This window comes from uncultured Psychroserpens sp., assembly GCF_947500255.1.
Lineage (GTDB): Bacteria > Bacteroidota > Bacteroidia > Flavobacteriales > Flavobacteriaceae > Psychroserpens.
This window is the reverse complement of record NZ_CANMRL010000001.1, coordinates 930,758-955,538: the sequence shown is the minus strand read 5'-3', so window position 1 is coordinate 955,538 and position 24,781 is coordinate 930,758. Positions and strand designations below refer to the sequence as shown.

Annotated in this window: 20 protein-coding genes and 1 pseudogene; 3 read left to right on the top strand and 18 right to left on the bottom strand. The window is 34.3% G+C overall.

Translation table 11 applies throughout. The features are described 5' to 3' along the window. Window positions 1-103 precede the first annotated feature (103 nt). Window positions 104-4,798 carry an immunoglobulin-like domain-containing protein gene (locus Q0783_RS04065; protein ID WP_298893481.1) on the top strand — a complete coding sequence of 1,565 codons (4,695 nt, stop codon included), beginning with the start codon at window positions 104-106 and terminating at the stop codon, window positions 4,796-4,798. Between the two features lie 90 nt (window positions 4,799-4,888). Here the strand turns inward: Q0783_RS04065 and Q0783_RS04060 are convergent. The 9 genes and pseudogenes from Q0783_RS04060 to Q0783_RS04020 form a co-directional block, all read right to left on the bottom strand. Then, window positions 4,889-5,601 (bottom strand): annotated as a pseudogene (locus tag Q0783_RS04060) (3'-5' exonuclease). Window positions 5,602-5,630: 29 nt separating this feature from the next. After that, window positions 5,631-7,862: a S41 family peptidase gene (locus tag Q0783_RS04055; RefSeq protein WP_298893480.1), complete on the bottom strand. Its 2,232-nt coding sequence runs from the start codon at window positions 7,860-7,862 to the stop codon at window positions 5,631-5,633. A 75-nt stretch (window positions 7,863-7,937) separates the two neighbouring features. Then, entirely contained in the window at window positions 7,938-9,098 is a 1,161-nt protein-coding gene (locus tag Q0783_RS04050; protein WP_298893479.1) for a serine hydrolase, read from the bottom strand. Window positions 9,099-9,108: 10 nt separating this feature from the next. After that, complete coding sequence (locus tag Q0783_RS04045) at window positions 9,109-9,630, bottom strand: DUF4442 domain-containing protein (RefSeq protein ID WP_298893478.1); 522 nt, start codon at window positions 9,628-9,630, stop codon at window positions 9,109-9,111. Then, on the bottom strand, window positions 9,630-10,103 hold the full coding sequence (locus tag Q0783_RS04040; protein WP_298755283.1) for a methylated-DNA--[protein]-cysteine S-methyltransferase: 474 nt from the start codon (window positions 10,101-10,103) through the stop codon (window positions 9,630-9,632). Before Q0783_RS04040 ends, Q0783_RS04045 begins: the two co-directional genes overlap by 1 nt. A 1-nt stretch (window position 10,104) precedes the next feature. Beyond that, on the bottom strand, window positions 10,105-11,235 hold the full coding sequence (locus Q0783_RS04035; protein WP_298755282.1) for a hemolysin family protein: 1,131 nt from the start codon (window positions 11,233-11,235) through the stop codon (window positions 10,105-10,107). Between the two features lie 64 nt (window positions 11,236-11,299). After that, window positions 11,300-11,941 carry a hypothetical protein gene (locus Q0783_RS04030; protein WP_298893477.1) on the bottom strand — a complete coding sequence of 214 codons (642 nt, stop codon included), beginning with the start codon at window positions 11,939-11,941 and terminating at the stop codon, window positions 11,300-11,302. 107 nt (window positions 11,942-12,048) lie between these two features. Next, a complete protein-coding gene (locus Q0783_RS04025) occupies window positions 12,049-12,735 on the bottom strand; it encodes a response regulator transcription factor (protein ID WP_298755279.1) in 687 nt (228 codons plus the stop codon). An 8-nt stretch (window positions 12,736-12,743) separates the two neighbouring features. Continuing rightward, window positions 12,744-14,138: a HAMP domain-containing sensor histidine kinase gene (locus Q0783_RS04020; RefSeq protein WP_298893476.1), complete on the bottom strand. Its 1,395-nt coding sequence runs from the start codon at window positions 14,136-14,138 to the stop codon at window positions 12,744-12,746. A gap of 556 nt (window positions 14,139-14,694) precedes the next feature. On the opposite strand from Q0783_RS04020, the gene Q0783_RS04015 reads away from it, so the two are divergent. Both Q0783_RS04015 and Q0783_RS04010 read left to right on the top strand, forming a co-directional pair. Beyond that, entirely contained in the window at window positions 14,695-15,147 is a 453-nt protein-coding gene (locus tag Q0783_RS04015) for a hypothetical protein (protein ID WP_298893475.1), read from the top strand. 2 nt (window positions 15,148-15,149) lie between these two features. Continuing rightward, window positions 15,150-16,361 carry a hypothetical protein gene (locus Q0783_RS04010; protein ID WP_298893474.1) on the top strand — a complete coding sequence of 404 codons (1,212 nt, stop codon included), beginning with the start codon at window positions 15,150-15,152 and terminating at the stop codon, window positions 16,359-16,361. Between the two features lie 49 nt (window positions 16,362-16,410). Here Q0783_RS04010 and hemB read toward each other — a convergent pair whose 3' ends face one another. From hemB to hemA, 9 genes are read right to left on the bottom strand one after another with little or no spacing between them, the layout of a single operon-like run. Continuing rightward, on the bottom strand, window positions 16,411-17,400 hold the full coding sequence (hemB, locus tag Q0783_RS04005; protein WP_298755273.1) for a porphobilinogen synthase: 990 nt from the start codon (window positions 17,398-17,400) through the stop codon (window positions 16,411-16,413). Window positions 17,401-17,404: 4 nt separating this feature from the next. Continuing rightward, window positions 17,405-18,175 (bottom strand): hypothetical protein, encoded by a 771-nt coding sequence (locus Q0783_RS04000; protein ID WP_298755272.1) that lies wholly within the window; start codon window positions 18,173-18,175, stop codon window positions 17,405-17,407. Further along, window positions 18,176-19,078 (bottom strand): oxygen-dependent coproporphyrinogen oxidase, encoded by a 903-nt coding sequence (gene hemF / locus Q0783_RS03995; RefSeq protein ID WP_298893473.1) that lies wholly within the window; start codon window positions 19,076-19,078, stop codon window positions 18,176-18,178. It lies immediately after the preceding gene. Window position 19,079: 1 nt separating this feature from the next. After that, a complete protein-coding gene (locus tag Q0783_RS03990; protein WP_298893472.1) occupies window positions 19,080-19,427 on the bottom strand; it encodes a 5-carboxymethyl-2-hydroxymuconate Delta-isomerase in 348 nt (115 codons plus the stop codon). Window positions 19,428-19,433: 6 nt separating this feature from the next. Continuing rightward, complete coding sequence (locus Q0783_RS03985) at window positions 19,434-19,967, bottom strand: GNAT family protein (RefSeq protein ID WP_298893471.1); 534 nt, start codon at window positions 19,965-19,967, stop codon at window positions 19,434-19,436. Next, window positions 19,967-20,734 carry an EI24 domain-containing protein gene (locus Q0783_RS03980; protein ID WP_298893470.1) on the bottom strand — a complete coding sequence of 256 codons (768 nt, stop codon included), beginning with the start codon at window positions 20,732-20,734 and terminating at the stop codon, window positions 19,967-19,969. The genes Q0783_RS03985 and Q0783_RS03980 overlap by 1 nt, the downstream gene beginning before the upstream one ends. Before the next feature lie 25 nt (window positions 20,735-20,759). Further along, window positions 20,760-21,785: a uroporphyrinogen decarboxylase gene (gene hemE, locus Q0783_RS03975; RefSeq protein ID WP_298893469.1), complete on the bottom strand. Its 1,026-nt coding sequence runs from the start codon at window positions 21,783-21,785 to the stop codon at window positions 20,760-20,762. A gap of 1 nt (window position 21,786) precedes the next feature. Continuing rightward, the gene (hemC, locus tag Q0783_RS03970; protein ID WP_298893468.1) at window positions 21,787-23,361 is read right to left on the bottom strand and encodes a hydroxymethylbilane synthase; all 1,575 of its coding nucleotides are present in this window, start codon (window positions 23,359-23,361) and stop codon (window positions 21,787-21,789) included. Continuing rightward, window positions 23,354-24,616, bottom strand: a complete 1,263-nt coding sequence (gene hemA / locus Q0783_RS03965; protein WP_298893467.1) for a glutamyl-tRNA reductase — start codon at window positions 24,614-24,616, stop codon at window positions 23,354-23,356. Before hemA ends, hemC begins: the two co-directional genes overlap by 8 nt. Window positions 24,617-24,781: the final 165 nt, after the last annotated feature.

Here is a 24,781-nt window from a genome sequence, read left to right as displayed (position 1 = left end):
TTTGGATTAAATCTATGGATACTATAATAAAATATATTTAACTTCAAGTGAATTTGAATAAACTTTCAAAGCTATTAATTTTAAACTTTAAATCCTTCGACAGATGAAACAGAGACTACTCCTGCTCATTTTTACAATGAGCGTTTCCTTTGCAATGTCACAAAGTAAAACACTTTGGCAAAAACAAACAATTGACAATTCAAAACAAATTAAAGCAAGCAAACAAGACTTACCCAGGACACAAACATTTACATTAAATATAGATGTGTTAAAACAGTCATTAGTTAACGCTCCTCAACGAAATAATCTATATGATGTGTCTTCAGGAGTTGTGTTATCATTTCCAAATGATGAAGGTAAGCTTGAACGATTTAGAATAGCCGAATCTTCGACAATGAGCCCTGATTTACAGGCAAGATATCCAGAGATTAGGTCTTATGTTGGACAAGGCATTGATGATCCATCAGCGATTATTAGATTTAGCGTGTCTCCTTTAGGGTTTCAAAGTATGCGTTTATCAGCAAATATGCCTGCTACATTTATTGAGCCATATACCGAGGACTTAACACTATACACGGCTTACAAAAGAGCAGATAAATTAAATTATAACAATGATTTTGAGTGTGAGGTAACCGATCAAGTTAATCAAAAATTGGATAATGGAGATGTTGCATTGAGAAATGCCGATGATGGTATTTTAAGAACGTATCGATTAGCAGTATCAACTACAGGTGAATATACAGCTTACCATGGTGGAACTAAAGCCTTAGCTTTAGCTGCAATTAATACAACCATGACACGTGTTAATGGTATTTTCGAAAATGATTTTAACGTAACTATGATACTCATTAGTAATACTGATGACGTGATTTATACAAATTCTGGTAGTGATCCTTATGGAAATACAACAGGAGGATATAATACACAACTTCAAAATACATTAACAAATGTAATTGGAGAAGCTAACTATGATATTGGTCACTTATTTGCAAACTTGCAAAATAATGGTAATGCAGGTTGTATAGGATGTGTTTGTGTAAATGGACAAAAAGGAAGTGGATGGACATCACTTACTATACCAGAAGGAGATCCTTTTGATGTTGATTATGTTGCTCATGAAATGGGACACCAGTTTGGAGGAAACCATACTTGGACTCATGGAGGAAATGAAGGAACTAATGCACAAATGGAACCAGGAAGTGGGTCTACAATTATGGGTTATGCTGGAATTACTGGAGCTACAGATGTACAATCTAATAGTGATCCGTATTTTCATGCAAGATCAATAGAACAAATTACTAATTATATAAAGACAACAAGTTGTCAGACTAATACGGCTACAGGTAATGCTGTACCTTCAGTAAATGCAGGTGCCAATTATACGATTCCTAGAGGTACAGCATTTGTGCTGGATGGTTCAGCAACAGATGCAGATGCTGGAGATGTATTGACCTATTGTTGGGAACAATATGATGAAAACAATGCAGCAACAACCAACCCAAACGTTAATGCAACATCTGGAGTGGCGTTTAGATCTTTCAATCCTACTACAGATACGAAACGATATTTCCCAAGATTATCTACGATTAAAACAGGTGCAACATCTTGGCAATGGGAAGCTGTTCCTAATGTAGCTCGTAACTTAAATTTTAGATTAACAGTAAGAGATAATAGAGCAGGTGGAGCAACCAACAATAGTGACGATATGGTTGTAACTGTTAATGGTACTGCAGGACCTTTTGTAGTGAACACACCAAATACAAATGTAACCTGGAATGCAGGAACTACTCAAACAGTAACTTGGAATGTTGCAGGGACTACTGGAAATGGTGTTAATGCAGCAAACGTTGATATTTTCTTATCTACCGATGGAGGTGACACTTACCCTATAGCACTTGCTTCTGGAGTTGCTAATGATGGGTCTCATGATATTGTAGTTCCTAATAATCAAGGAAATCAAAACAGAGTCATGGTAAAAGGAGCTAATAATATTTTCTTTGATATTTCTAATTCTAATTTTACTATCGCAGGCCAAGTTGTTTGTAATGCAAATGTACCAACAGGTCTTGCTGCATCTAATGTGGCTGCTACAACGGCAACATTAAGTTGGGATGCTGTTCCTGGAGCGACTTACGATCTAAGATACCGTCAAACAGGGACATCAACTTGGACAACAACTGCTGTTACTGGAATCTCATCAAATATTTCTGGACTAACCACATTAACTCAATATGAGGCGCAAGTAAGAAGTAAATGTTCTGGAGGTAGTAATTCAGCGTATAGTTCCTCTATAAACTTTACTACAACAGATGTGCAATTGAACTATTGTAACTCGGCAAGTACAAATACAAATGATGAGTATATAAGTAGAGTACAATTAAATACAATTGATAATGCTTCTGGACCACAATTTTATTCAGATTTCACTAGTATTTCAACAACCTTAACTAAAGGTTCACAATATACTATTACTGTAACACCAACTTGGACTGGTACAGTATACAACGAAGCGTATTCTGTTTGGATTGATTATAATAGAGATGGTGATTTTACTGATGCAGGAGAGCAAGTATTTACACAAGGAAACACGCAAGCTACTTCAGTAAGTGGAAGTTTTACAATTCCGTCTGGAGCTGTTGAAAACTCAACAAGAATGCGTGTATCAATGAAGTATAATGCTTTACCTACATCTTGTGAAACCTTTCAATATGGAGAAGTAGAAGATTATACTGTAATCATTGAAGGTAACGGTCCAGATACTGAAGCTCCAGTGATTACTTTAAATGGCGCATCAACAATTAATTTAAATCCTGGAGATACATATAACGAATTAGGTGCAACAGCTACCGATAATGTTGATGGAGATATTTCAGGAAATATTATCATTGCAGGTGACACAGTAAATACTAATATACTTGGAACATATGTAGTGACCTATAATGTTAGTGACGCTGCTGGGAATGCTGCAACCGAAGTGACTCGAACAGTTGTAGTTGCCGATACAATAGCGCCAGTTATTACGCTTATAGGTGCTTCGACTATTAATCTAAATGTTGGAGACACATACAATGAACAAGGAGCAACAGCAACAGATAATTTCGATGGTGATCTTACATCAAGTATTGTTATTTCAGGTTCAGTTAATACATCTACAGCCGGAACGTATGTTGTAAATTATAATGTAAGTGATTCATCTGGTAATGCTGCAAATCAAGTTACAAGAACCGTTAATGTAACAGCAGATACAACACCACCTGTAATTACTTTAATAGGTGCTTCAACTATAAATCTAACAGTTGGAGATGCCTATAACGAGCAAGGTGCAACAGCAACAGATAATCAAGATGGAGATTTAACCTCTAGTATTGTTATTTCAGGAACAGTAGATACTGCAAATGCTGGATCTTATGCAGTGACTTATAGTGTAAGTGATTCCGCAGGAAACAATGCGCAAGCAGTAAGAACAGTAAATGTATCAGATCCTTCATCAGGATGCTCAGGTGGAATTTCAACATTCCCTTATTCTGAAGGGTTTGAGAGTTCTTTTGGAGCTTGGACCCAAGCAACAGGTGATGATTTGAATTGGACAAGAGATGCCAATGGAACACCATCTAATGGAACAGGACCATCAAGCGCTACCGAAGGATCATTCTATATTTTTGTAGAAGCTTCTGGGAACAACACAGGTTACCCTAACAAACAAGCTATATTAAATTCACCATGCTTCAATTTATCTGGATTGACCGAAGCAACATTTAGTTTCAAATACCACCAATTTGGTTCATCAAATATGGGAAGTATAGACTTAGAAATAAGTGATGATGATGGTGCTAGTTGGACCTCTATTTGGAATAGTACAGGAAACCAAGGTAACCAATGGTTAACGGCTAATGTTAGTTTAAATGCTTATGTTGGAGGTAGTGTTCAATTACGCTTTAACAGAGTTACAGGAAGCACATGGCAAGCAGATATTGCTATTGATGATATTAGTTTAATTGAAGGAGAAGTTGTTGTAGAGAGCTGTTCTGGAGGAATAACATCATTCCCATACTCTGAAGGTTTTGAAACCTCTTTAGGTGCTTGGACACAGTCTGGAGCAGATGATTTAAATTGGACTAGAGATGCTAATGGAACACCATCAAATGGTACAGGACCGTCAAGCGCTAATGAAGGCACTTTTTATGTCTATGTAGAAGCCTCTGGAAACAATACAGGTTATCCAACAAAACAGGCCATATTAAATTCTCCTTGTTTTGATTTAAGCGGACAAGCTTCAGCGAGTTTTAGTTTTAATTACCATCAATTTGGTTCATCAGATATGGGAACTATTAGCTTAGAGGCCAGTGATGATAATGGAGTAAGTTGGGTAAGTATCTGGAATAGTTCGGGTAACTTAGGAAACTCATGGCAGTCGGCTAATGTTAGCTTGTCTTCATATGCTGGAGGAAGTGTTCAACTACGTTTCAATAGAGTGACAGGTGGTACGTGGCAGGCAGATATTGCAATTGATAACGTAAGGCTTTTCACTGCTCAGGCTAAAGGGGAGACTTCGAGACCAGAAGTAGAAAACGTAAAAGAAATCACATTATATCCAAACCCTGTTAAAGGAAATGTATTAAATGTGAAGTCTGATTATTCAGATATCCAATACGAAATCTATAACACAGTTGGTCAACTCGTAGGAAAAGGAATCGTTAAAAATGATATCATAGATATTAGCCATTTGGATGGTGCTATTTATCAAATACGATTTACTTCGGAAGGCGAAACGTTTACTAAACGATTTATAAAACAATAAAAATTAATTAACTAACTAATTTTTAAAGTCCAGATATTTTGTCTGGACTTTTTTTATTGCATCTGCTATAAATACTAGAGTTAGCCCAGTTTAAACATGAACGATCTCGTTATCATGTAATAAGTTATCACCTCTTAACCTCAAGAAAATCTGAGCAACAGCAATGGTGTCTTTTTCACAATACGTGATGATTCTATCGATTTCTTTTTCTTTGTAGTACACGTGATATACTTGACTACCATCAATATCATCTTTTGGTGATGGTATCCCTAAAACATTAGTTAATAGCTTTAAAGAGGTATAGGTTTTATAGTCTCCAAATTTCCAGAGCTCTAAAGTGTCAAGATGAGGTACTTCCCAAGGTTTTTTTCCAAAGAGATTTAACTTATATGGTAATTCTATGTTGTGAATAATCATACGACGAGCGATATACGGAAAATCAAATTCTTTCCCATTGTGTGCACAAAGTAGGTGTTTGTTACTACTGAAATGTGTAATCAATAGGTTTTTAAAATCTTCAGAATCTTTATTTCATCACCATAAAAAGACGTCACTCTAAACGTTCTGATGTCTCCTTCCATTTTAAAATACCCAACAGATATACAGATGATTTTTCCAAATTCTGCCCATATACCTGCACGTTCATAGAATTCTTCTGCAGTAAACTCATCACGTCTTTGGTATTGAGACTTATGTTCCCACAGTTCTTGTTTGGTCTTGTCAAGATCAGAAAACTGTTCAGACTCTGGAACAGTTTCAATATCTAAAAATAGAATATTTTCTATATTTAATTTTGTTATCATGCCTATTTCGGTTTAAATGAAATGTTTAATTAATCTTTAATCTTTTGGTTAGTTGTAATTGATTGATTAATGAGGTCGATGGCTTTTTCAAGCAATTCATCACGACCTTGTCTAATACCTTCAATAGTTGGTTTTACTTCAACGTCTGGAACAATACCTACGCGTTGGGTTTCGGTTCCATCAGGATAATATACGCCAATTCCAGAGATCATTGTTCGTAATCCACCAGGAAGATCAATTCGAGAAACGTTACCATCTGCACCAGCAGTAGTGCTTCCAATGATGGTTGTTTTATCGCCAGCTCTAAATGCCATTGCAGTATACTCTGCTTGACTTTGAGAGATCTCATTTACAATAATAATGACCTTTTGTCCCTTGTAAGACCAGCCTCTTTTCACACCAACTTTGGCACCATCTCTAAAAACAAACTCGCCTGGATTATCAATACTTCCAGATGTAAATTTAACAAAATTTGTGCGATTAGAGTTGAGATAGTTTCCAAGTGTAAATGGGACAAAGGTTGATGGGTAGTTTCTTATATCCACAATAATACCTTTGGTGTCTTTAAAAGCTTCTTTGAGAGAGTCAACATCTTGTTCTTTGATGTTTTGTAATGTCACATAACCAATATTATCATTCAGCTTTTTAAAGCTAGATTCTGTTCGTTCCTTATACCAACGATAGTGACCTTTTATATTATTTTTATAATAAAGATCTAAGGTTTTGTCAAAATGATTTCCTTCACGTTTAACTTTGAGATTTATTGTATTATCTGCAGAACGTAAAATGTCAAAACTAATATCACGTAATCGTGTAGGCTGATTTGATGCTGGATAATAAGGATTCATTTCTGAAACTATATTGGGAATAGATTTTCCATTGATATGCGTAATTACATCGCCTAATTTTAGACCGCAAGTTTCACTTTTTTCATCATTAAATAAATCATCAACTACTAATTTGTTTTCAACAAACTTGACGTGAACAGGTGCATAATAATCACCTCGATCCTCTTGAATTTTATTATTTCCGCCCCAAAGATTAGCATGTGTGTCTTTGATATCTCCAATCATTTGAATGGCTGCTAACTCATATTCAAGTTCATTTTTCGCATTGATAAACTTAGGAATATACTCTTCCAAGCACGTATCCCAGTCTTTGTCCATTAAGTGTCTGTAAGGAAAAAAATAATTGATCATGTTCCAGTATTTATATACAGAAAGCAGTCTGAAACCAGCATCAGGATACTTCATTTCAGAGTATGTTTTTTCATTTTTAAACTTAGGGTTTCCTACATTTGGTTGCATACCAATATAGAAATGAGTTCCCTGATGTCTGTTTTTTTGTATGTATAGTAGTTTTTCACTTAATGCACTTGAGATTTCATCACTTTTTATCCAATCTATGTTTGGTTTTAAAAAGGCGTCTTTATTCGTCTTTTTACAATTTTTACATGGAGCTACCTGCCCTAAATTTTCTATCCAAGAAATAAGAATATTATCTCGCTCTTTATTAGTTGTTGCTTTTTGGTATTTAGGAAGCATTCTAAACAATTCATAATCCCAGTTGTAGTTGCCTTTACCAATTTCAGGGTGATGATATTTTAAAAAGCCCCATACACGCCCTAAGAGCTCTAAATTTTTAATTTGTGTATCACTTAAAGCATTAAATGTAATATTAGAGCCTTTGTCAAACTCTTTATCCATTTGCGCTTTGGAAAGTGCTTTTTTAGGTGCTTGATCCAAAGGTTTTCCATCTACTGTAACTTCAAGATGATCAACCCATATTTTTCCAGTACCTACTAGTAAACCTCCTACAAGGATTTCTTCAGCACTATCTTCTAATTTGAGTTCTATTTCATATTTTTTCCATTCGTTTGTACCTTGAAGTTTCTTAGATCGCATATTATCAAACCCTACGTTTGGATCAATACGCATCCATAATCCAGCCCATCCACCTTCAACATTTTCAGTTTTAAGATAACCAGTAAGCTTTATCTTTTTTCCTCCAAAACTTGCAGGTATTTTATAAGATAGTGCTCTAAAACCTTTTTGACCTGAGATGCTTTCTATGGTTCCCGAAACCGTTCCGTTTTGAACAATAGAGGTGTCAAAACCTATTTTATAGCTACCATCACCAAAAGATGTCCAGTCTTTAGATGTTTCATTGTCAAGAGTTTCAAAATCTAAATTAAGGTTGTTCTGAGCAATGCTAATAAAAGCAATACTCACAAAAGATAGTGTAAGTAATATGTTTTTCATGATTGATTAGTTTTAAATCAAAAAAAGAAAGAATTACATAGAAGCTCGTCTAACGATTTGTTAAATAACAAAACATTAAGACTTTGTATTCAGCATTTTGTAGCCTTCTTCGATGTACAGACCAATATCGTCAGTAAATGTTTTTGTACCAATATCTGGTGATTTTTGATGGCCTAATCGTATAATAATAACATTGTCATTTGGCTCAACAAAAACATATTGTCCTAAATGACCACGCATCATAAAAAAGTGCTTGTCACCTATTTGACGAAGCCACCATCCATAACCATATTCTGGGCTTTCAGGGAAACGGGGTCTAACAGATTTTGCTACAAATGCAGAATCTAAAATTTGTTTACCATTCCATTTACCATGGTCTTTATAAAGTTTACCAAAGCGTGCAAAGTCTTTTGCATTACTAGCAATGCAGCAATATGCTTTTACTAAATCATGACCTTCACTATCAACTTGCCAAAGTGTAGCATTTTCAGACCCTAGAGGCTTCCAGAAACTTTCTTCAAAATAATCATACAGCTTTTTACCTGTTGCTTTTTCAATAACCATGGCTAGCATTTGGGTGTCACCACTAGCATATTTAAACCCTTGTCCTGGCTCATCAACTACTTTTAAACCGTTCATCACTTTCGCGAGATCATCATCAAAATAAGCACGTGTTGTAATGGATAGAGGCGAATAATAGGCTTCATCCCAATTGGTTCCAGATGCCATTGACGATAAGTCTCCAACTGTCATTTTCGCTGCTTTTCCGTCACAGAATGCTGGGAGAAAATCACATACAGGCTGATCTAAACTCTTTATATAACCATCCATAATTGCTTTTCCCATTAACCCAGAAACATAACTTTTTGCCATAGAAAACGAATTTGATTTAGAGTCTTCATTAAAACCATCATAATACTTTTCAAACCAAATACTGTCATTTTTAATAATGAGGTAAGCGATTGTGCCCCATTCTTGGTTTGCTTTTTCAAGCTTTGGAGTTGTGGTTACCGAATTATAGTTTTTGTGATTTACCCAAGGTTGAGGAGTATCTGAGGCTTCTATAGCTTGATTATCAAATTCTTTATAATCTTCTAGAAAGGCTGTGGTATGACCTTTCATGTAAATGGTTCTTACTGCTTTTATAAGGTAATCGGTATCTGTGATATACAACACAAGAATGATTAAGCCGAAAAGCAATACTAAGACTTTAAGGAATTTTTTAATAAATTTCATAGGAAGTAAGTTATGTGTTAGCTTGACGTTGTTTTAGTTTCTCTTTATAAAAACGCTTATCTGCGATATATAGTGTTTTATTAAAAGTAGCAATTATATTTTGTTTGGCATCTACAAGACTCATGGTCTTAACAATGTCTATTTCGTTTTTATTTAGTATCTGTTGTTTAATAGTTTCGATTTCCTGCTCAGAAAAAATAAATTCTCCATAAATCTTACTTTTTGCAGGCTTTTTATAGCGTGCTTCAACCGATTTATCCCAAACGACATAGTCTTCACCTAAGATTTGCATCAACTGAATCATATAAATGGGATCTGTGGCAGATAACATACTTCCACCAAAGATTGTACCTACAAAATTTCGATTTTTCCAATTGGGTTTCATCATAATGACAACTTTATATAGATCATCACTAACTTCAATGATTTTCGCTGTGGTTCGCCTATACATAGGAGACCAATTAAAACCATATTTATAAATAGTAGCTGGTTTAAAAAAACGTTCTAAAAATCGTGTAGCAACTTTGTACATTAAAATAGGGATTGCTGTTTGTACGGACTTTCAAGTTCTAACAGCCATTTTTTTCTATGTAATCCACCAGCATAACCAGTGAGACTTCCGTCGCTTCCAATCACGCGATGACATGGGACAATAATCCACAATGGGTTTTTACCATTAGCATTGGCGACAGCTCTTATGGCTTTTACATCGCCAAGGCGTTTTGATAATTGTAAATATGAGATGGTTTTTCCGTATGGAATTTCTTCAAGAAGAGTCCATATTAATTTCTGAAATTCGGTGCCTTGCGGATTTAATTTTAAATCGAATTTGGTTCGTGTTCCTTCAAAATAATCTCTAAGTTGAATAACACAATCTTCTAAGACTGTTGGAATGATATCTGTTTCTTTTTCTTCGGAATTTAAAACTGTTACTTGGGCAATACCATCTTCATCACCAATAATCTTGGTGTATCCTAAAGGTGAATTAATGATACAGGTTTCCATATTATTCCTCTTTATCTTCAGAATTAGTGTCGTCTAAAATCCCTAGTTTTTTTGCCCTTGCTTCCCAACTTTTTCTTGCCATATGTTGAAGATCGGATACATTATCACTTTCATCCATAATCTCCATACCTAGTAAGGTCTCGATCACATCTTCCATCGTGACTAAGCCACTAACCGAACCGTATTCATCGACAACTAAAGCCATATGGTTTCGACTTTCAACTAACTGTTCAAATAATTTAGGAATAGGTAAGTTGCGTTCAACAACAATAATATGTCGTTTAAGCTCAGACAATTTTTTAGAACCGTTATCAAGCGCCATTTCTTTAAATACTTCGTCTTTTAAAACCAAGCCCTTAATATTATCTGGATTGTCTAAATAAATTGGGATTCTTGAGAATCGCAGATTCATATTTTTATTAAAAAAATCTTCAACAGTTGTTGTTTCATCTTCGGCTTTCATTACAGTTCTAGGTGTCATCACATCTTTAGCAAAGACTTCTTTAAACGTTAAAAGGTTTTTGATAATCTTGCTTTCACTTTCTTGAAACACACCTTCTTCTTGTGCCATATCTGCCATAACATGAAAGTCTTCACGACTTAAAACACTTCCATGATGTCCTTTACCACCAATAAGTTTTGTGGTCAATTGCAAGATCCATAAAATCCCTGTGTATTTTAATGGAATAATTAAAAGTTTTAAAGCTTTGGTAGTGAAGTTTGCCAGCTGCTTCCAATACGTAGCTCCTATCGTTTTTGGAATAATTTCTGAAGCAACTAAAATTAAAACAGTCATAATGGATGAGACAACACCAACCATTAATTCTTCAGTAAATTCAATACCAAAAACACGTCTAGTTTGTGTGCCATATAGCTCGACATAAGCGACTTTGGCTTGCACACCAACTAAAATAGCACCAACCGTGTGTGCTATAGTGTTTAATGTTAGTATGGCAATTAAAGGACGGTCAACATCTTTTTTTAAGGCTTCTAAAGCGTTTGCATAGGCTTTGCCTTCCTTCTTCTTAACGTTGATGAATGTTGGTGTTACACTTAGCAATACAGCTTCTAGAATAGAACATAAAAAAGAAAAGAAAATAGAAACAAATGCGAATAATAAAAGTAAAGCCATTAAATAAGTTTATTTAATGGCTAATTTATAGAATATTATAGAATATTCTTTTGATTGATTGGTTTTAATTGCCTTTTGCTCGTTTAGCATCTCTTTCTGCACGTTCTAAATCGCGTTTTGCACGCTCTAAATCTCTTTGTGCTCTCTCTAGGTCACGCTTAGCTCTCTCTGCTTTTTTAAACTCTTCTTTTTTACGATCTGTACCAGAGATGAAATATTTTAATTCTTTTCCAAGCTCGGTGATTTTTTGTGTAAAACCTTTAGATGCTACTTCGCTATCTAATGACATTCTTAGATGTCCTTTAGTTAACTTACATTCAAAAACCTCGTCTCCATTTTTACTATCGGTCCATAGATAGGTGTTACCATCAACTTTTAAATTGCTATTGCCTAAGTTTTTGATAAGCATAGATTTTACACGTTCATTTTTAGACTTGTGAAAACTTGCTCTGAACTTATAATAATCATCTGTTGTTTTTATAGATATTGAACTATTAGAAGTTTCGTCATCATCATTATCTATTGAAATAGAGTATGATGTTCCAGAAGTTGTATTGGTTTGTGGAGGTGTTGGAGGTTCTGGAGTTGTTTGTGCATTTAACGTGTGCATTGAAAGTAAAACGCAAATAATTGCTAAACTTAACTCTTTTTTTACATCAATAATTCTGATGCTATTTTGTCTGTCTTTTGATTTTGAAAAATTCATAACTGTTCGTTTTTAATGATTGTTTGATACAAATGTACAGGACGGTAAGAGTCTAAAAAAGAAAATGCTAGGCGTTAACCTAGCATTAACCAACACGTTATGTTGTATTAACTTACTTTAAATTCTAGGCCAACATTTCTAATACTTTCGATAGAAATTGAAGGGTCTTGTTTAAAATATTTACGAAGTCTACTTATAAAAACATCCATACTTCGTCCTGAGAAAAAATCATGACTATCCCACACCGCTTTAAGAATATCTTCGCGTTTTAAAAGTTGATTTTTATGATCGAAAAGAAAGATAATTAACTCTGCTTCTTTTAGCGTGAGTTGTTTATTATAGTCATTACACGAGAGCTCTAAACGCTTAGTGTCAAATGTATAGTTGCCAATCTTGATGGTGTCTTGTTGTGGTAATTGATTTACAGCTTTTTCGGTACGCCTTAGAATGTTGTTTAATCTTAATACCAATTCATCGGCTTCAAAAGGTTTAACGATATAATCATCGGCGCCCAATTTCAAGCCTTTTATTTTATCTTCTTTGAGTTTACGAGCTGTTAAGAAAATGAAAGGTGTTTCTGGATTGATGTTAATGACATTCTCAGCTAACGTGAACCCATCCATTTTTGGCATCATAACATCGAAAACGCAAATATTATAATGTTCTTTTTTAAATTGTTCCAGCGCTTCTTTCCCGTCTTTTGCCCAAGTAATCTGGTAACCTGAAATTTCTAAATATTGTTTTAAAATATGTCCGAAGTCTAAATCATCTTCTGCTAAAAGAATATGTTTCATGCTTTAAATTAATTAAATGGAATAGTTAATATAAATGTTGATCCTTTCCCTTCTTTGCTTTCAACAATAATATTTCCGTGGTGTGCTTTTATAATTTGATTTGTGTAATACAAGCCTAAACCCAAACCCTTGACATCGTGAATTTCTTTATTCCCAGCTCTAAAGAACTTATCAAAGACTTGTTTTTTATCTTTTTCTGAAATACCAATACCATTATCTTTTATTGAAATTTTCAACTCGCTATTGCTTTTAACCTTACAATCAATGATAATGTTGTCACTTGCATATTTTACAGCATTTTCAAGAATATTCAGTAAAGCTGTAGTGATATAGAATTTATCGAGTTGAATTGTTTGTTTTGACCCTATAAATTGTCTGTTCACAGTAACATGCTCTGTTTTGACTGCTAGTAAGAAATCATCCAAAATAGTATTGATATAATTTTCAATATGCACTTCTTCTTTGTGCAGTTGTATTTCATTATAACCTAAACTATTGGTTAAAACTTGGTCAATGAGTTTTTGAAGTCGCTTATTTTGGCGTTCAATGGTATTTACTGTATTATCAACAAGTTTAGGTTGTTGCTGTACCTCATTGCTTTTTAGCATTTTTGTTGCCAATGTCAAGGTAGCTAATGGTGTTTTAAGCTCGTGCGTAATATTATTGACGAAATCGGTTTTAATATCTGCGATCTTTTTCTGAGTGATTAAACTTTTTATAGAATAATATAATAATCCAATCACGACCGAAAAGATTAAAAGCGAGAGTAGAAGCAGTCCAGACATTTGTTTAAAAACGATCTTTTCCCAACCGTCTATGTCCATTTTATCTTGAGTTTGAAACAATAAGTAAAATACAATTTCTTTGTTTTCGCCATTAATTATTCTACTAGAAGTATGGTCTGTTTGCCATAATGTTGTGCTTACGCCAATTTCTTTATCTTCGGAAATAGGATCGCCTAAAACAATACGTTTAGGTGTTTTTTCAAAATCGAAAATAGTGTCATTCTTAATAGAATCTTGTAAAACAATAGCCTTTACTCTTTTATGAAACTTAATCCCATAAGGGATATTATTTTTTACTAATTCTTTCTGATACTCGCTGCGATAGGTATCGTTAATAGAATCAATTACAAATTGTAACCCATCTAAAATATCAGCTCTGGTAGCTGTATTGGCTTTATAATCTGCTATGGTATTTAGAAAGTTATCTTGCCAAATATCTGATAACGAATCTAAGGCGGGAGAAAAGTCATCAATTTGTGAAATGGACCGTCTTGTTTCTGTAATAAAAGCCTCCTTTTTTAGCTTGTAGGTGTTATTAATCAAGTAGCCTTGAATAATAGATAAAGCTATTAGTCCCAGAACTGAAACAATAATTAAGAGGTTTATTTTTTTCTTCATGCGGTTCATAGTGCCTTAAAATTAAGAATCGTCTTTGATAAATGAGAGCATATTGTCTAAAAAGACACTATGCTCGTCATAAAGGTTGATTGTTTGATTGATGAATTCATAAGGTTTTATTTAATAGACCTGTAACGTCTTTTAGAATTCCAATTGTGTGATTTAGTTCCTTGGTTTGTTTCTGTAATTAGATCATTGTTTAAAGTTCTCATGATATATTGATTTTAATGATTGATGATGATACAAATCTAGAACGAAGATTTAGAAAAACCCTAAAAAAAGCTAGAGGTTAACCTAGCATTAACCTAGGTATACATAAAACAGTAGGTATTATAAGCGTTTGACAGTATTGTATGATTTCTGTTAACATTCAAGGTTTCACTAAAACCAATGGATTATTTTTGTAACTTTATAATAATTATCAATATACCTTGTTACAGGTATTGATTTTTTCCTCCCTAATATAGAATTTAGTAGCTAGTTACTCCTGAAAGAGTAACCACATGTCTTGTGCTTAAGATTTAATAGAAGCTAATCAATAAATCAACATATAATTATGGAAACCTTTGAAACATTCAACAATAATCAGAAGATAACGATAAATATCACTGATGTGGAATCCATTGCGAAACAAGTTGGACCTACAGTCTTTGCACTTAAAAAAAAGAATAACCCTATGGATTTTGAAATTCTGGATAATGTCTCTAATTCTGCATCTTTCTCAAAAGAGAAGGCCGTACAACGCGCAATTTTAGCTGCTAAATTTGTTTTTATTGTAGATGTAAATCAAGAGCCAAACAAACAGAAGGCCAAAGAACGAACACTTATTCGATATAGCGTTTATGACCAGGATAATCGTAAAACCTATTATTCTACTCTTGTAGATTTTGAAGATGAATTTAAAGATGTTTCTGCTGAACAGTTTTCAGTAGAAAAGACTATTGAAATTGTTTTAAATGATGACCTGAAGAACAACCATAGAGAATTTGTTAAATCATTAAATCAGTAATTATGAAAAGAGTTCTTACCTTTTTGTTCAGTCTAAGTGCATTAATTGTAAATGCGCAAGAAGAAAATAAAGCATCAATTAACGATTTTAATTTCGAGAGTACTGCTAACCCTGCGTTTACTATCATCGAAGAAGCACCAACAGCAATTAACACACCTGATAACATTAAGAGTTTAGCTCTGTATGTGTCTAATGGATTTTCTAATGGAAACATTGCTTTAGAGACCAATCCATATTGGCTTATTCCTAATACTAAGGATAAATCTTATGAAGACTATCGTGGATTAAAAAAAAATAGAAAAGGAGAATATATTATTGATCCGTTTAAGGCATTACAGACCAACACCTCTTTTTCAATAGCTTATACCAATAAAGAGTTTCAAGGATTTGAAGAAGAAAAAAAGGTTGCGGCAATAGGTTTGAGAACTACCTTATTTCAATTATTTAGTAGAAAACAAACGGATAAAATAGTTAATATTTTAAGCGATATTAGTCAGCCTTATTCTAATGATGCACTTAATAAATATAATGGAACCTTAGTTTTTTCTAATGCAATTGTAACTAGGGAAATGGCAGATGAGTACGTCAAGAATAAAACGATACCGCAAAATTATGTTGATATTGCTAATACCGTTTTAAATCAAAATCCAGACTATAAATCAACTTATGCAGATGGAAAAAGTTTAGCGACTGCTTACTTTGATGAAATCACTGAAAGAATTGTAAAGTTCTATTATAATCCTAAAAACATTAAACCGGTTTTACGATTGGATGGAGCTCTAGCATACAGTTTGCTTTTTAAAGAAAACACATTTGATAGTAATACAGCAAAGCGTTTAGGAGGATGGGTTACACTAGATTTGGCGCTCCCGTTTAATGATAAAAACTACTTCCATTTGTATGCTATTAGCCGATATATTGATAATGGCTTTAACATTGATGCCGAGCAGAATTATTTCGATACAAGTTTTTGGGATATTGGAGGGAAACTTGAATTGGAACTAGGAAAGTTCAATTTGTCCTATGAATATTTGCAACGTGACGGTGATGATGAACAATACAGGTCTGTAGGTAATATTACGTATCAAATCAATAAAAAAATAAGTCTTACGGGAGGGTTTGGTAAAGATTTTCCTGTTGGTGAGGATAACCTAATTACAGTCCTTGGCATAAATTGGGCATTAACTTCCAACGAATCTTTGCCCTCTAAATAATGTAAAGCAAAAAAGGGTCAGTTTGACAAATGAATTGATCCTTTTTGTTTTAATACAATAGCTTCACCACATCCTTCGCAAAGTAACTTGCAATCACATCTGCTCCAGCACGTTTAATGGCTGTAATTTGTTCAAGCATCACGGCATCATGATCTAACCATCCTTTTTCGGCGGCAGCTTTAAGCATGGCATATTCGCCAGAGACCTGATAGACAGCTACAGGAACATCAACTTCATTTTTAATATCACGAACAATATCTAAGTAACACAAGCCAGGTTTTACCATCACAATATCTGCACCTTCATCAATATCCATTTCGGTTTCTCGAAGTGCTTCAAAGCGATTAGCAAAATCCATTTGATAGGTTTTTTTGTCTTTCGGAATGTCTTTAACATCAGCAGGAGCCGAATCTAATGCATCACGAAACGGACCATAAAAAGCAGAGGCATATTTCGCCGAGTAGCTCATAATACCAGTATCTATAAATCCATCGTCTTCCAATGCTTCTCTAATTGCCAAAATACGCCCATCCATCATATCGCTTGGTGCTACAAAATCTGCTCCAGCCTGAGCATGAGATAAGCTCATTTCAGCTAAAACATCAACCGTATCATCGTTGACAATCTTCCCATTTTCAATAATACCATCATGGCCATATGATGAATAAGGGTCTAAGGCCACATCTGTCATCACCAACATTCCTGGGCAAATATTTTTAATGGTTTTGATAGCGCGTTGCATGAGTCCGTTTGGATTTAAAGCTTCGGTGCCTTTGTTATCTTTTAGGTGGTCTGGAACTTTAACAAATAAGAGCACAGATTTCAACCCTAGTTTCCAGAGTTCTTTCACCTCATGTTCTAATAGATCTAAACTATAACGATAGTAATTTGGCATAGAAGCGATTTCTTGCTTGATTCCTTTACCTTCAACTATAAAAAGAGGAACTAAAAAATCGTTTGGAGAAATAATCGTTTCACGAACTAAACTTCTAATAGCGTCGTTGGTTCTTAATCTTCGGTTTCTTCTTAATGGATACATAGTTCTAATCTAAATTTCTTATAAACTTTTCTTCATTGATATAAACATCATCTTCACCTTGCTGATCAAATGGATTTTCTAAATGTGACTGAATATTATCTAAGGCTACTAAAATAACACTAAACATGATAGGCACAGCATATTGTAATCCAAAATTGTAACTCGTCACATTATGCGCAAAGTGTGGTCCATAAATGATAGGTAAAATTACAATGAATATATCACTATAGGTTCTAAGCGTTCTAGGTGTTCTATACTGATAAATGTGTTTGATACGCTCAAAAGAGATCATCATTTTACTTAAAAACTGATTGGAACGTGATGCCTCTCCAGATGGTAGGCCATGTGATCGCATGCTTTTGATAAATTTCGACAAATCTTCAAAACTAGTATACACTGCCTTTTCGTTTTCATCTAGCTCATTTATAGGATTATTAAATACATGTTTACAAGAATTTAAAAGCCCTTTAAGATGACTTTTTAATTCATCTTTGAGTTCTTGAGGCGGATTTTCCAGCCAGTCGGAAACTGCAAAATACAGTGCTCTACCGTGAGCTTTTATGGATCCATATTCATCCAATGCGACTTCACGACGTTTATAAGCGCCACCAATAGAGAATACAATTGGAAACACGATGGCAGTACCAATAAGTGTTAAAGGAAAATCGGCTTTGATTTCAAAATGTATGCAAAATGCTGTTGAAGCTATTGCTAATCCAGTGATAACAAATGTTTTCCAGTTAATAATTAAAAATGCGCGTTTAAGTAGTTTCATTTACACCCAATTTTTAGGTTGTTTTAATATATTAATTAATTTTTCTTCTTCGCTGCCAGGTTCAGGATGGTGATCGTAAACCCATTGCACATGAGGCGGTAGACTCATTAGAATACTCTCAATACGTCCGTTAGTTTTGAGTCCGAATAATGTGCCCTTATCATGAACCAAATTAAATTCTACATAACGACCACGACGAATCTCCTGCCAATCACGTTGCTCTTTTGTGTACTCTAAAGTTTTACGCTTTTCTAGTATAGGCACATAAGCTTCTAGGAAACTATTGCCAACTTCAGTAACAAAATCATACCAGTTTTCCATACTCATGTCGTTGGTTGCTTTGCAGTAATCAAAAAATAAACCACCAATACCACGACCTTCATTGCGATGTGCATTATAGAAATATTCATCACATCGGGCTTTATATTTTGAGTAGAATTCTGGATGATGGTTATCGCATGCTGTTTTACAAACCGAATGAAAATGTGTAGCATCGTCTTCAAACAGATAGTAAGGCGTAAGATCTTGTCCGCCACCAAACCATTGATCTACAATATTACCGTCTTGATCATACATTTCAAAATAACGCCAATTAGCATGAACTGTTGGTATCATTGGACTTTTAGGATGTAATACGAGACTTAATCCGCAAGCAAAAAAATCGGCATCTTTAACACCAAAATATGTCTGCATGGAGTCAGGTAATTTTCCATGAACACCAGAAATATTGACGCCACCTTTTTCAAAAACGTCTCCGTTTTCAATTACACGAGTTCGTCCGCCACCTCCTTCTGGACGCTTCCAAAGATCCTCTTGGAATTTTGCCTTGCCATCAATAGCTTCTAATTTTGAAGTGATAGTATCTTGTAGTTCGTGTATGTAATTGAAAAATTTATCTTTCATCTTATACCATTGTTTTGTTACAATAGGTTACTTTTTCAAAGTCTCTGATATTGATTGCTATAAAACCTATTGAAGGAAATATATGTTTAAGTTGCTGAACTATCAATTTGGAAAGTTTGCTTTTTTGTTCATTAGTTCTTCCTTCCATTACATTACCAAAAACATGAATAAAGTCTTGTTTTTTCCCTCCAACAATATAGTTTTCTTTAAAGGGGTTTAATCGTACTTTTATGTCATCTTCATCAAATAATCCAGACGTAACGGCAGCTTGATGCACTGTCAAAAGTGTATGGTCTGGAGCATTTAAGTTTAGTACGTTTTCTGAACAATCTATTACAAAATGAGGCATAGTGAGTTATTTATATAGTTCGTATAATTCCATATCTAAAGGTTGTTCACCAGTTGGAGTAAATGCATTTTTTAATGTTTCTATCCATTTAAAACCATTATGTTCTGCAACCTTAACACTAGATATATTATCCTTGTTAACAATAATTTGCATTGTATTTAATTGTAAAGTTTCAAAGGCATATACAGATAAAGCACTTATCGATTTCGATATTAATTTTTGTCCTTTAAAGGGATAGCCAATACAATAGGCAAATTCTCCTTGTTTTTTGTTCCAATCTAATTCTTTAATATATACTATTCCAGCAAGTTGACGTGTTTCAGAATGTTTTAGCGTGAATAAAAACTCTTCTTTTTTCTGAAATTGATTGGTTTTTTTTTGAACAAAGAACTGTGATAGAGTTGGGTTTAAATTTTGCTCTAATGTCTTTGGAAAATAACGTTTAAAACGATCAGCATTGGCGACCATAAGATCACAGATTTTCCAGGCATCACCTTCATGAATTGGGTTGATTTCAAAACCGTCAAATTGCGCAATCATTATACTACTGGTTTATGTTCTGGAAGTAAATTGTCTTGCTGAATAAGCTTAACAGTTTTTAATGATGCTGCTGTAACACTTAGTGGTAAAACGAGAATCCATCCTATAACAGGAACTAATAAAAGGAGCATAAATACAATACCATTACCAATAGCTACACCTCTGTTTTTTCTTATAAACCGAATGCTCTCTCTATATTTAAAATGACGTTCTAAGGTATAGTCCATATTACCAAACCCTGCATAATACGCTTGCAATAAAAATAAAAGTGCTGTTGAGAAAATATTAATCACTGGTATAAACTTGAGCAATAATAGAGGAATAGTAAACAGTAATTCTTTACCTAAGTTTCTCACATTAATTCTAATACCTCTCCATAACTGTTCTCTAGAAGTTGTGTTTCTATGTTTATGTTTTTCTATACCAGTTAGATAGGATTCAATTTTTTCAGAAACAGGACTCATAAATGGCGCAGACAAAGCCATGATGATATGTTTATAAAGAATTAATCCAATAGCTAGAACTACAATAGCACCAATAAATGTTGAAATAGAAGTGAAGGTCTCCTTGCCAAATTCCCAAGGCCAAACCCTAGCAATATAGTTTCCAATATTATCAGATAATCCATAAGCAGAGAACCCAATAACGATTATGGTGATGATACTAATTGCGATTGGAATGAAAAAGAATTTCCAAAGATTTAGCTTTGAAATTAATGCCAAAGAGCCTGTGTATGCCTGTATGCCTTGAATTATATTTTTTATCATAATATATTGAGAAAAAGTAGAACTTTTAAACTTTGTACTCTTTTACAGCATCAATAAATGCTTTGGCATGATCTAACGGAATGTTAGGTAAAATACCATGACCTAAATTTACAATATATTTATCCTTACCAAAATCGTTGATCATTTGGTGCACCATTTTTTTAATTTCTGAAGGAGGAGAGAATAATCGTGTAGGGTCAAAGTTACCTTGTAAAGTTATATTTCCGCCAGTTAAATAACGCGCATTTTTTGCAGAACACGTCCAATCTACACCTAAAGCAGAGGCTCCAGATTTTGCCATTTCACCTAAGGCGAACCAACAGCCTTTTCCAAAAGCAATTACAGGAGCGTCCTCTTTTAAAGCATCGATAATTTGCTGAATGTATTGCCAAGAAAACTCTTGATAATCTACGGGAGATAACATGCCTCCCCAAGAATCAAAGACTTGTACAGCATTACAACCTGCTTTTACCTTTTCTTTTAAATAGGCGATGGTAGTATCTGTGATTTTCTGTAATAATTGATGCGCAGCAATTGGATTTGTAAAGCAAAATTCTTTGGCTTTATCAAAGTTTTTGCTGCCTTGCCCTTGCACACAGTAACATAAAATTGTCCATGGAGAGCCAGCGAAACCAATCAATGGGATCTCATCATTTAATTTTTCTTTAGTGGCTTTTATCGCTTCGTATACATAATTCAATGCTTCTTTAACATCTGGTACGATTACATTATCAACATCCTTTTGTGAGCGTACAGGGTTAGGCAAATACGGACCAAAATTAGGTTTCATTTGTACCTCGATATTCATTGCCTGTGGAATCACCAAAATATCGCTAAACAGGATGGCGGCATCCATACCATAGCGACGAATAGGTTGCACTGTAATTTCACTTGCCAACTCAGGTGTTTGACAGCGTGTAAAGAAATCATATTTAGCTTTGATTTCCATAAATTCAGGAAGATAACGACCTGCTTGACGCATCATCCAAACTGGTGGACGTTCAACGGTTTCTCCTTTTAATGCTCTTAAAAATAAATCGTTTTTTATCATGTTAAACGTAATATTCGTTTACTAATTCAATAACACTTTCAACAGTAGGAACTTTAGCAATCCTTACATCTTCAAAGTGTTTACTTGCTTCTTTTGCTGTGGTGTCTCCAATACAAAACGCAATGACGTCATCATCATTTTCTTGTTTATAACTTTGTACTGTGGACGGACTGTAAAACATAACACCTTTTACAGAATCTTTAATTTTTACGGCGTCGTATTTGGTTTCGTAAGCTGTGATTTCATTAACCTCAATATGATTGTCTTTGAGTATTGTTGGTAAGTCGTCTAAACGAATATCACTACAAAAATAAGTAACCTCTGTACCATCAATATACTCTACTAGGTGCTCGGCGAGTTTTTTTGAGTTGTTCTCTGTATGCTTAACTTTTCCTATTTTTCGTTCTGTTAGACGTTTGGTACGTCTTCCTACACAATAGATGTTCTCAAATTGTAATTCTTGAGGAGCAAAATTCATAAGTAGTGCTTCTACTGCATTTTTACTCGTAATAATGACATTTTTAGGCATTGGTCGTAAGGCCTTTGATGTCATACGGTTCAAGCTAATCTTTATAAAGTCTGAGCTTTCAGAAACCACATCATCATGAAATAATTGCTTTTGATCATCGGTTAAGGTCTTGGTAGAGTAGATGTTTACATCTTTTGATGCAATTTTAATATCATCCATTAAACGTTTTCCGCCACGCTCGATAATATAGTTGGCACAAAACTCAGCTAACTCTTCATGCTTACCTAAATCGACTGTGCGTTGAACTTCTATTTTTTTGCTGCCATCAAGACTTAGCAATACGCCTTGAAAGTGAACTTCTTCATTTTTAATAAATGCCAAAGCACCAATAGGAGCAGAACACCCACCTTCTAAGAGGTTTAGAAATTTACGCTCAATAGAGGTACATGTTTCTGTGTCTTCATGATTGATTTCAGCACAAATGGTCCTTGTCTCTTCATCACTTTCGAGCGCTGTAATCATAATTGCGCCTTGTGCAGGAGCAGGAAGCATCCAATCTAAATTAAAACTTTGTTCAGGTCGTAACCCAATACGTCCTAGACCAGCTGCTGCAAAAATAGCGGCATTCCAATTGTTGTCTTCTAGCTTTTGTAACCGAGAATTAACATTTCCGCGTAAATCAACTAAGCTATGTGTAGGATAACGATTTAACCATTGCGCTCTTCTACGTAGACTTCCAGTGGCAATTACAGCGTTACGTTGTGATAAAAATTCTTCATTGTTTTTATAAACTAAACAATCTTTAACATTGCCACGTTTCAAAACAGCAGCTTGTACTATCCCTTTTGGTAATAAGGTAGGTACATCCTTAAGTGAATGCACGGCAATATCAATCTCTTCATTGAGCATTGCGATATCAAGGGTTTTTGTAAAAACACCAGTAATACCTAGTTCATAGATAGGCTTGTTAAGTACCAAATCTCCAGTTGATTTAACTGGGACCAGTTGTGTTTTGTAACCTAAATGTTCGAGCTGTTGTTGAACGGTTTTGGCTTGCCACAGCGCAAGTTCGCTATCGCGAGTTCCAATTCTTATAAGTTTAGACATTGTCTGTAGTTGCTTCTAGTTGAAACACTTTTTTAATGAGTTCAAGGCTGTCGTCTGTAGATACATCGTCACCTTTTAAATGGTGTGCAAAGTGATTGGTAATTTTTTGAATGATGTTATTGCTAATTAATTCGGCTTGCGCTTCATTAAAATTATTCATTTTTTTTCGTTGCGTATCCAATTCGGCAGTAGCAAAATTGGTAAGCTTATGTTTTAATGCTTTTATTGTTGGTGCAAATTTTCGAGTTGCCAACCAAGCATTAAAGTCGGTTTTAATCTCTTCAATAATAGTTTCGGCAACAGGAATATGTGCTTTTCTGCGTTCTAGAGTTTCATCGGTAATTTGAGATAGATCATCAAGATGAACTAATGTCACATTATCTAAATCTGTCACATTATCATTAACATTCTTCGGAATGGATAAATCTAAAATTAATAGTGGTTTTGTAGTTTGAATACAATATTTGTCTACTGTTGGGTTTTGAGCTCCAGTAGCAACAATCAAAATATCTGATGAATTGATTTCTTCCTGAAGATTTGCATAATCTTTAACCAATAAATTGAACTTTCCAGCAACTGCTTCGGCTTTATCTTTAGTTCTGTTGATTAAAGTGATATGTTCATTTTTAGTGTGTTTTACTAAGTTTTCACACGTGTTTCTTCCAATTTTACCAGTTCCGAATAATAAAATGTTCTTTTCTGAAACATTTTTAATCGTGTTCATGATGTATTGAACAGAAGCAAATGAAACAGATGTTGCACCAGATGAAATATCGGTTTCTGTTTTTATTCGTTTTGATGCTTGAATAACGGCATTAACTAAACGTTCTAAAAACGGATTGAATAATTGGTGTTTCTTAGACAGCTTTGCACTGACTTTTAACTGGCTAATAATTTCAAAATCACCAAGAATTTGACTGTCTAGACCTGAACCAACTCTGAAAATATGAGAAATAGCATCCTTATTTTTGTAGACATATGCTACTTTTTGAAACTCTTCAACTGTACCTTTAGTGTTATCGCAAAGCAATTGAATGAGTTGAAAAGGATGTTGAGCAAAACCGTAGATTTCGGTTCTATTACATGTTGAGGTCACAATTAAGCTGTCGATACCATTTTGTTTTGCCTGTTCTAAAACGGCAAGTTTAGACGTTTCATCTAAACTAAAATGACCACGCACTTCGGCATCTGCTTTTTTATAGCTGAGACCAATTGCATAAAATGTTGTGCCTTTCGACATATTGTAGTGCTCCATACCTGATTTGGAAAATTACGATAGCAAAAATAAAAAGGACAATCGAAAAAAAACAACGCTAGAAGAACTTTAAGTATCGTTTGTGGTTTTTTAAACTCATTTCTTAATATTATATGATAAATGTCATACTTTTGTAGTAATAACAGTACTTTAAAAGCTATTAGT

Excerpts from the sequence above, each read along its gene's own strand:
- Q0783_RS03980 (WP_298893470.1), bottom strand. The coding sequence starts at position 20,734 with ATGATAAAAAATATAATTCAAGGCATACAGGCATACACAGGCTCTTTG.
- Q0783_RS04000 (WP_298755272.1), bottom strand. The coding sequence starts at position 18,175 with ATGAAACTACTTAAACGCGCATTTTTAATTATTAACTGGAAAACATTT.
- Q0783_RS04055 (WP_298893480.1), bottom strand. The coding sequence starts at position 7,862 with ATGAAAAACATATTACTTACACTATCTTTTGTGAGTATTGCTTTTATT.
- Q0783_RS04065 (WP_298893481.1), top strand. The coding sequence starts at position 104 with ATGAAACAGAGACTACTCCTGCTCATTTTTACAATGAGCGTTTCCTTT.
- Q0783_RS04015 (WP_298893475.1), top strand. The coding sequence starts at position 14,695 with ATGGAAACCTTTGAAACATTCAACAATAATCAGAAGATAACGATAAAT.
- Q0783_RS04045 (WP_298893478.1), bottom strand. The coding sequence starts at position 9,630 with ATGTACAAAGTTGCTACACGATTTTTAGAACGTTTTTTTAAACCAGCT.
- Q0783_RS04040 (WP_298755283.1), bottom strand. The coding sequence starts at position 10,103 with ATGGAAACCTGTATCATTAATTCACCTTTAGGATACACCAAGATTATT.
- Q0783_RS04050 (WP_298893479.1), bottom strand. The coding sequence starts at position 9,098 with ATGAAATTTATTAAAAAATTCCTTAAAGTCTTAGTATTGCTTTTCGGC.
- hemF (WP_298893473.1), bottom strand. The coding sequence starts at position 19,078 with ATGAAAGATAAATTTTTCAATTACATACACGAACTACAAGATACTATC.
- hemE (WP_298893469.1), bottom strand. The coding sequence starts at position 21,785 with ATGATAAAAAACGATTTATTTTTAAGAGCATTAAAAGGAGAAACCGTT.
- Q0783_RS04025 (WP_298755279.1), bottom strand. The coding sequence starts at position 12,735 with ATGAAACATATTCTTTTAGCAGAAGATGATTTAGACTTCGGACATATT.
- Q0783_RS04035 (WP_298755282.1), bottom strand. The coding sequence starts at position 11,235 with ATGGCTTTACTTTTATTATTCGCATTTGTTTCTATTTTCTTTTCTTTT.
- hemB (WP_298755273.1), bottom strand. The coding sequence starts at position 17,400 with ATGTATCCATTAAGAAGAAACCGAAGATTAAGAACCAACGACGCTATT.
- hemA (WP_298893467.1), bottom strand. The coding sequence starts at position 24,616 with ATGGAGCACTACAATATGTCGAAAGGCACAACATTTTATGCAATTGGT.
- Q0783_RS04030 (WP_298893477.1), bottom strand. The coding sequence starts at position 11,941 with ATGAATTTTTCAAAATCAAAAGACAGACAAAATAGCATCAGAATTATT.
- Q0783_RS04010 (WP_298893474.1), top strand. The coding sequence starts at position 15,150 with ATGAAAAGAGTTCTTACCTTTTTGTTCAGTCTAAGTGCATTAATTGTA.
- Q0783_RS04020 (WP_298893476.1), bottom strand. The coding sequence starts at position 14,138 with ATGAAGAAAAAAATAAACCTCTTAATTATTGTTTCAGTTCTGGGACTA.
- hemC (WP_298893468.1), bottom strand. The coding sequence starts at position 23,361 with ATGTCTAAACTTATAAGAATTGGAACTCGCGATAGCGAACTTGCGCTG.
- Q0783_RS03985 (WP_298893471.1), bottom strand. The coding sequence starts at position 19,967 with ATGATTGCGCAATTTGACGGTTTTGAAATCAACCCAATTCATGAAGGT.
- Q0783_RS03990 (WP_298893472.1), bottom strand. The coding sequence starts at position 19,427 with ATGCCTCATTTTGTAATAGATTGTTCAGAAAACGTACTAAACTTAAAT.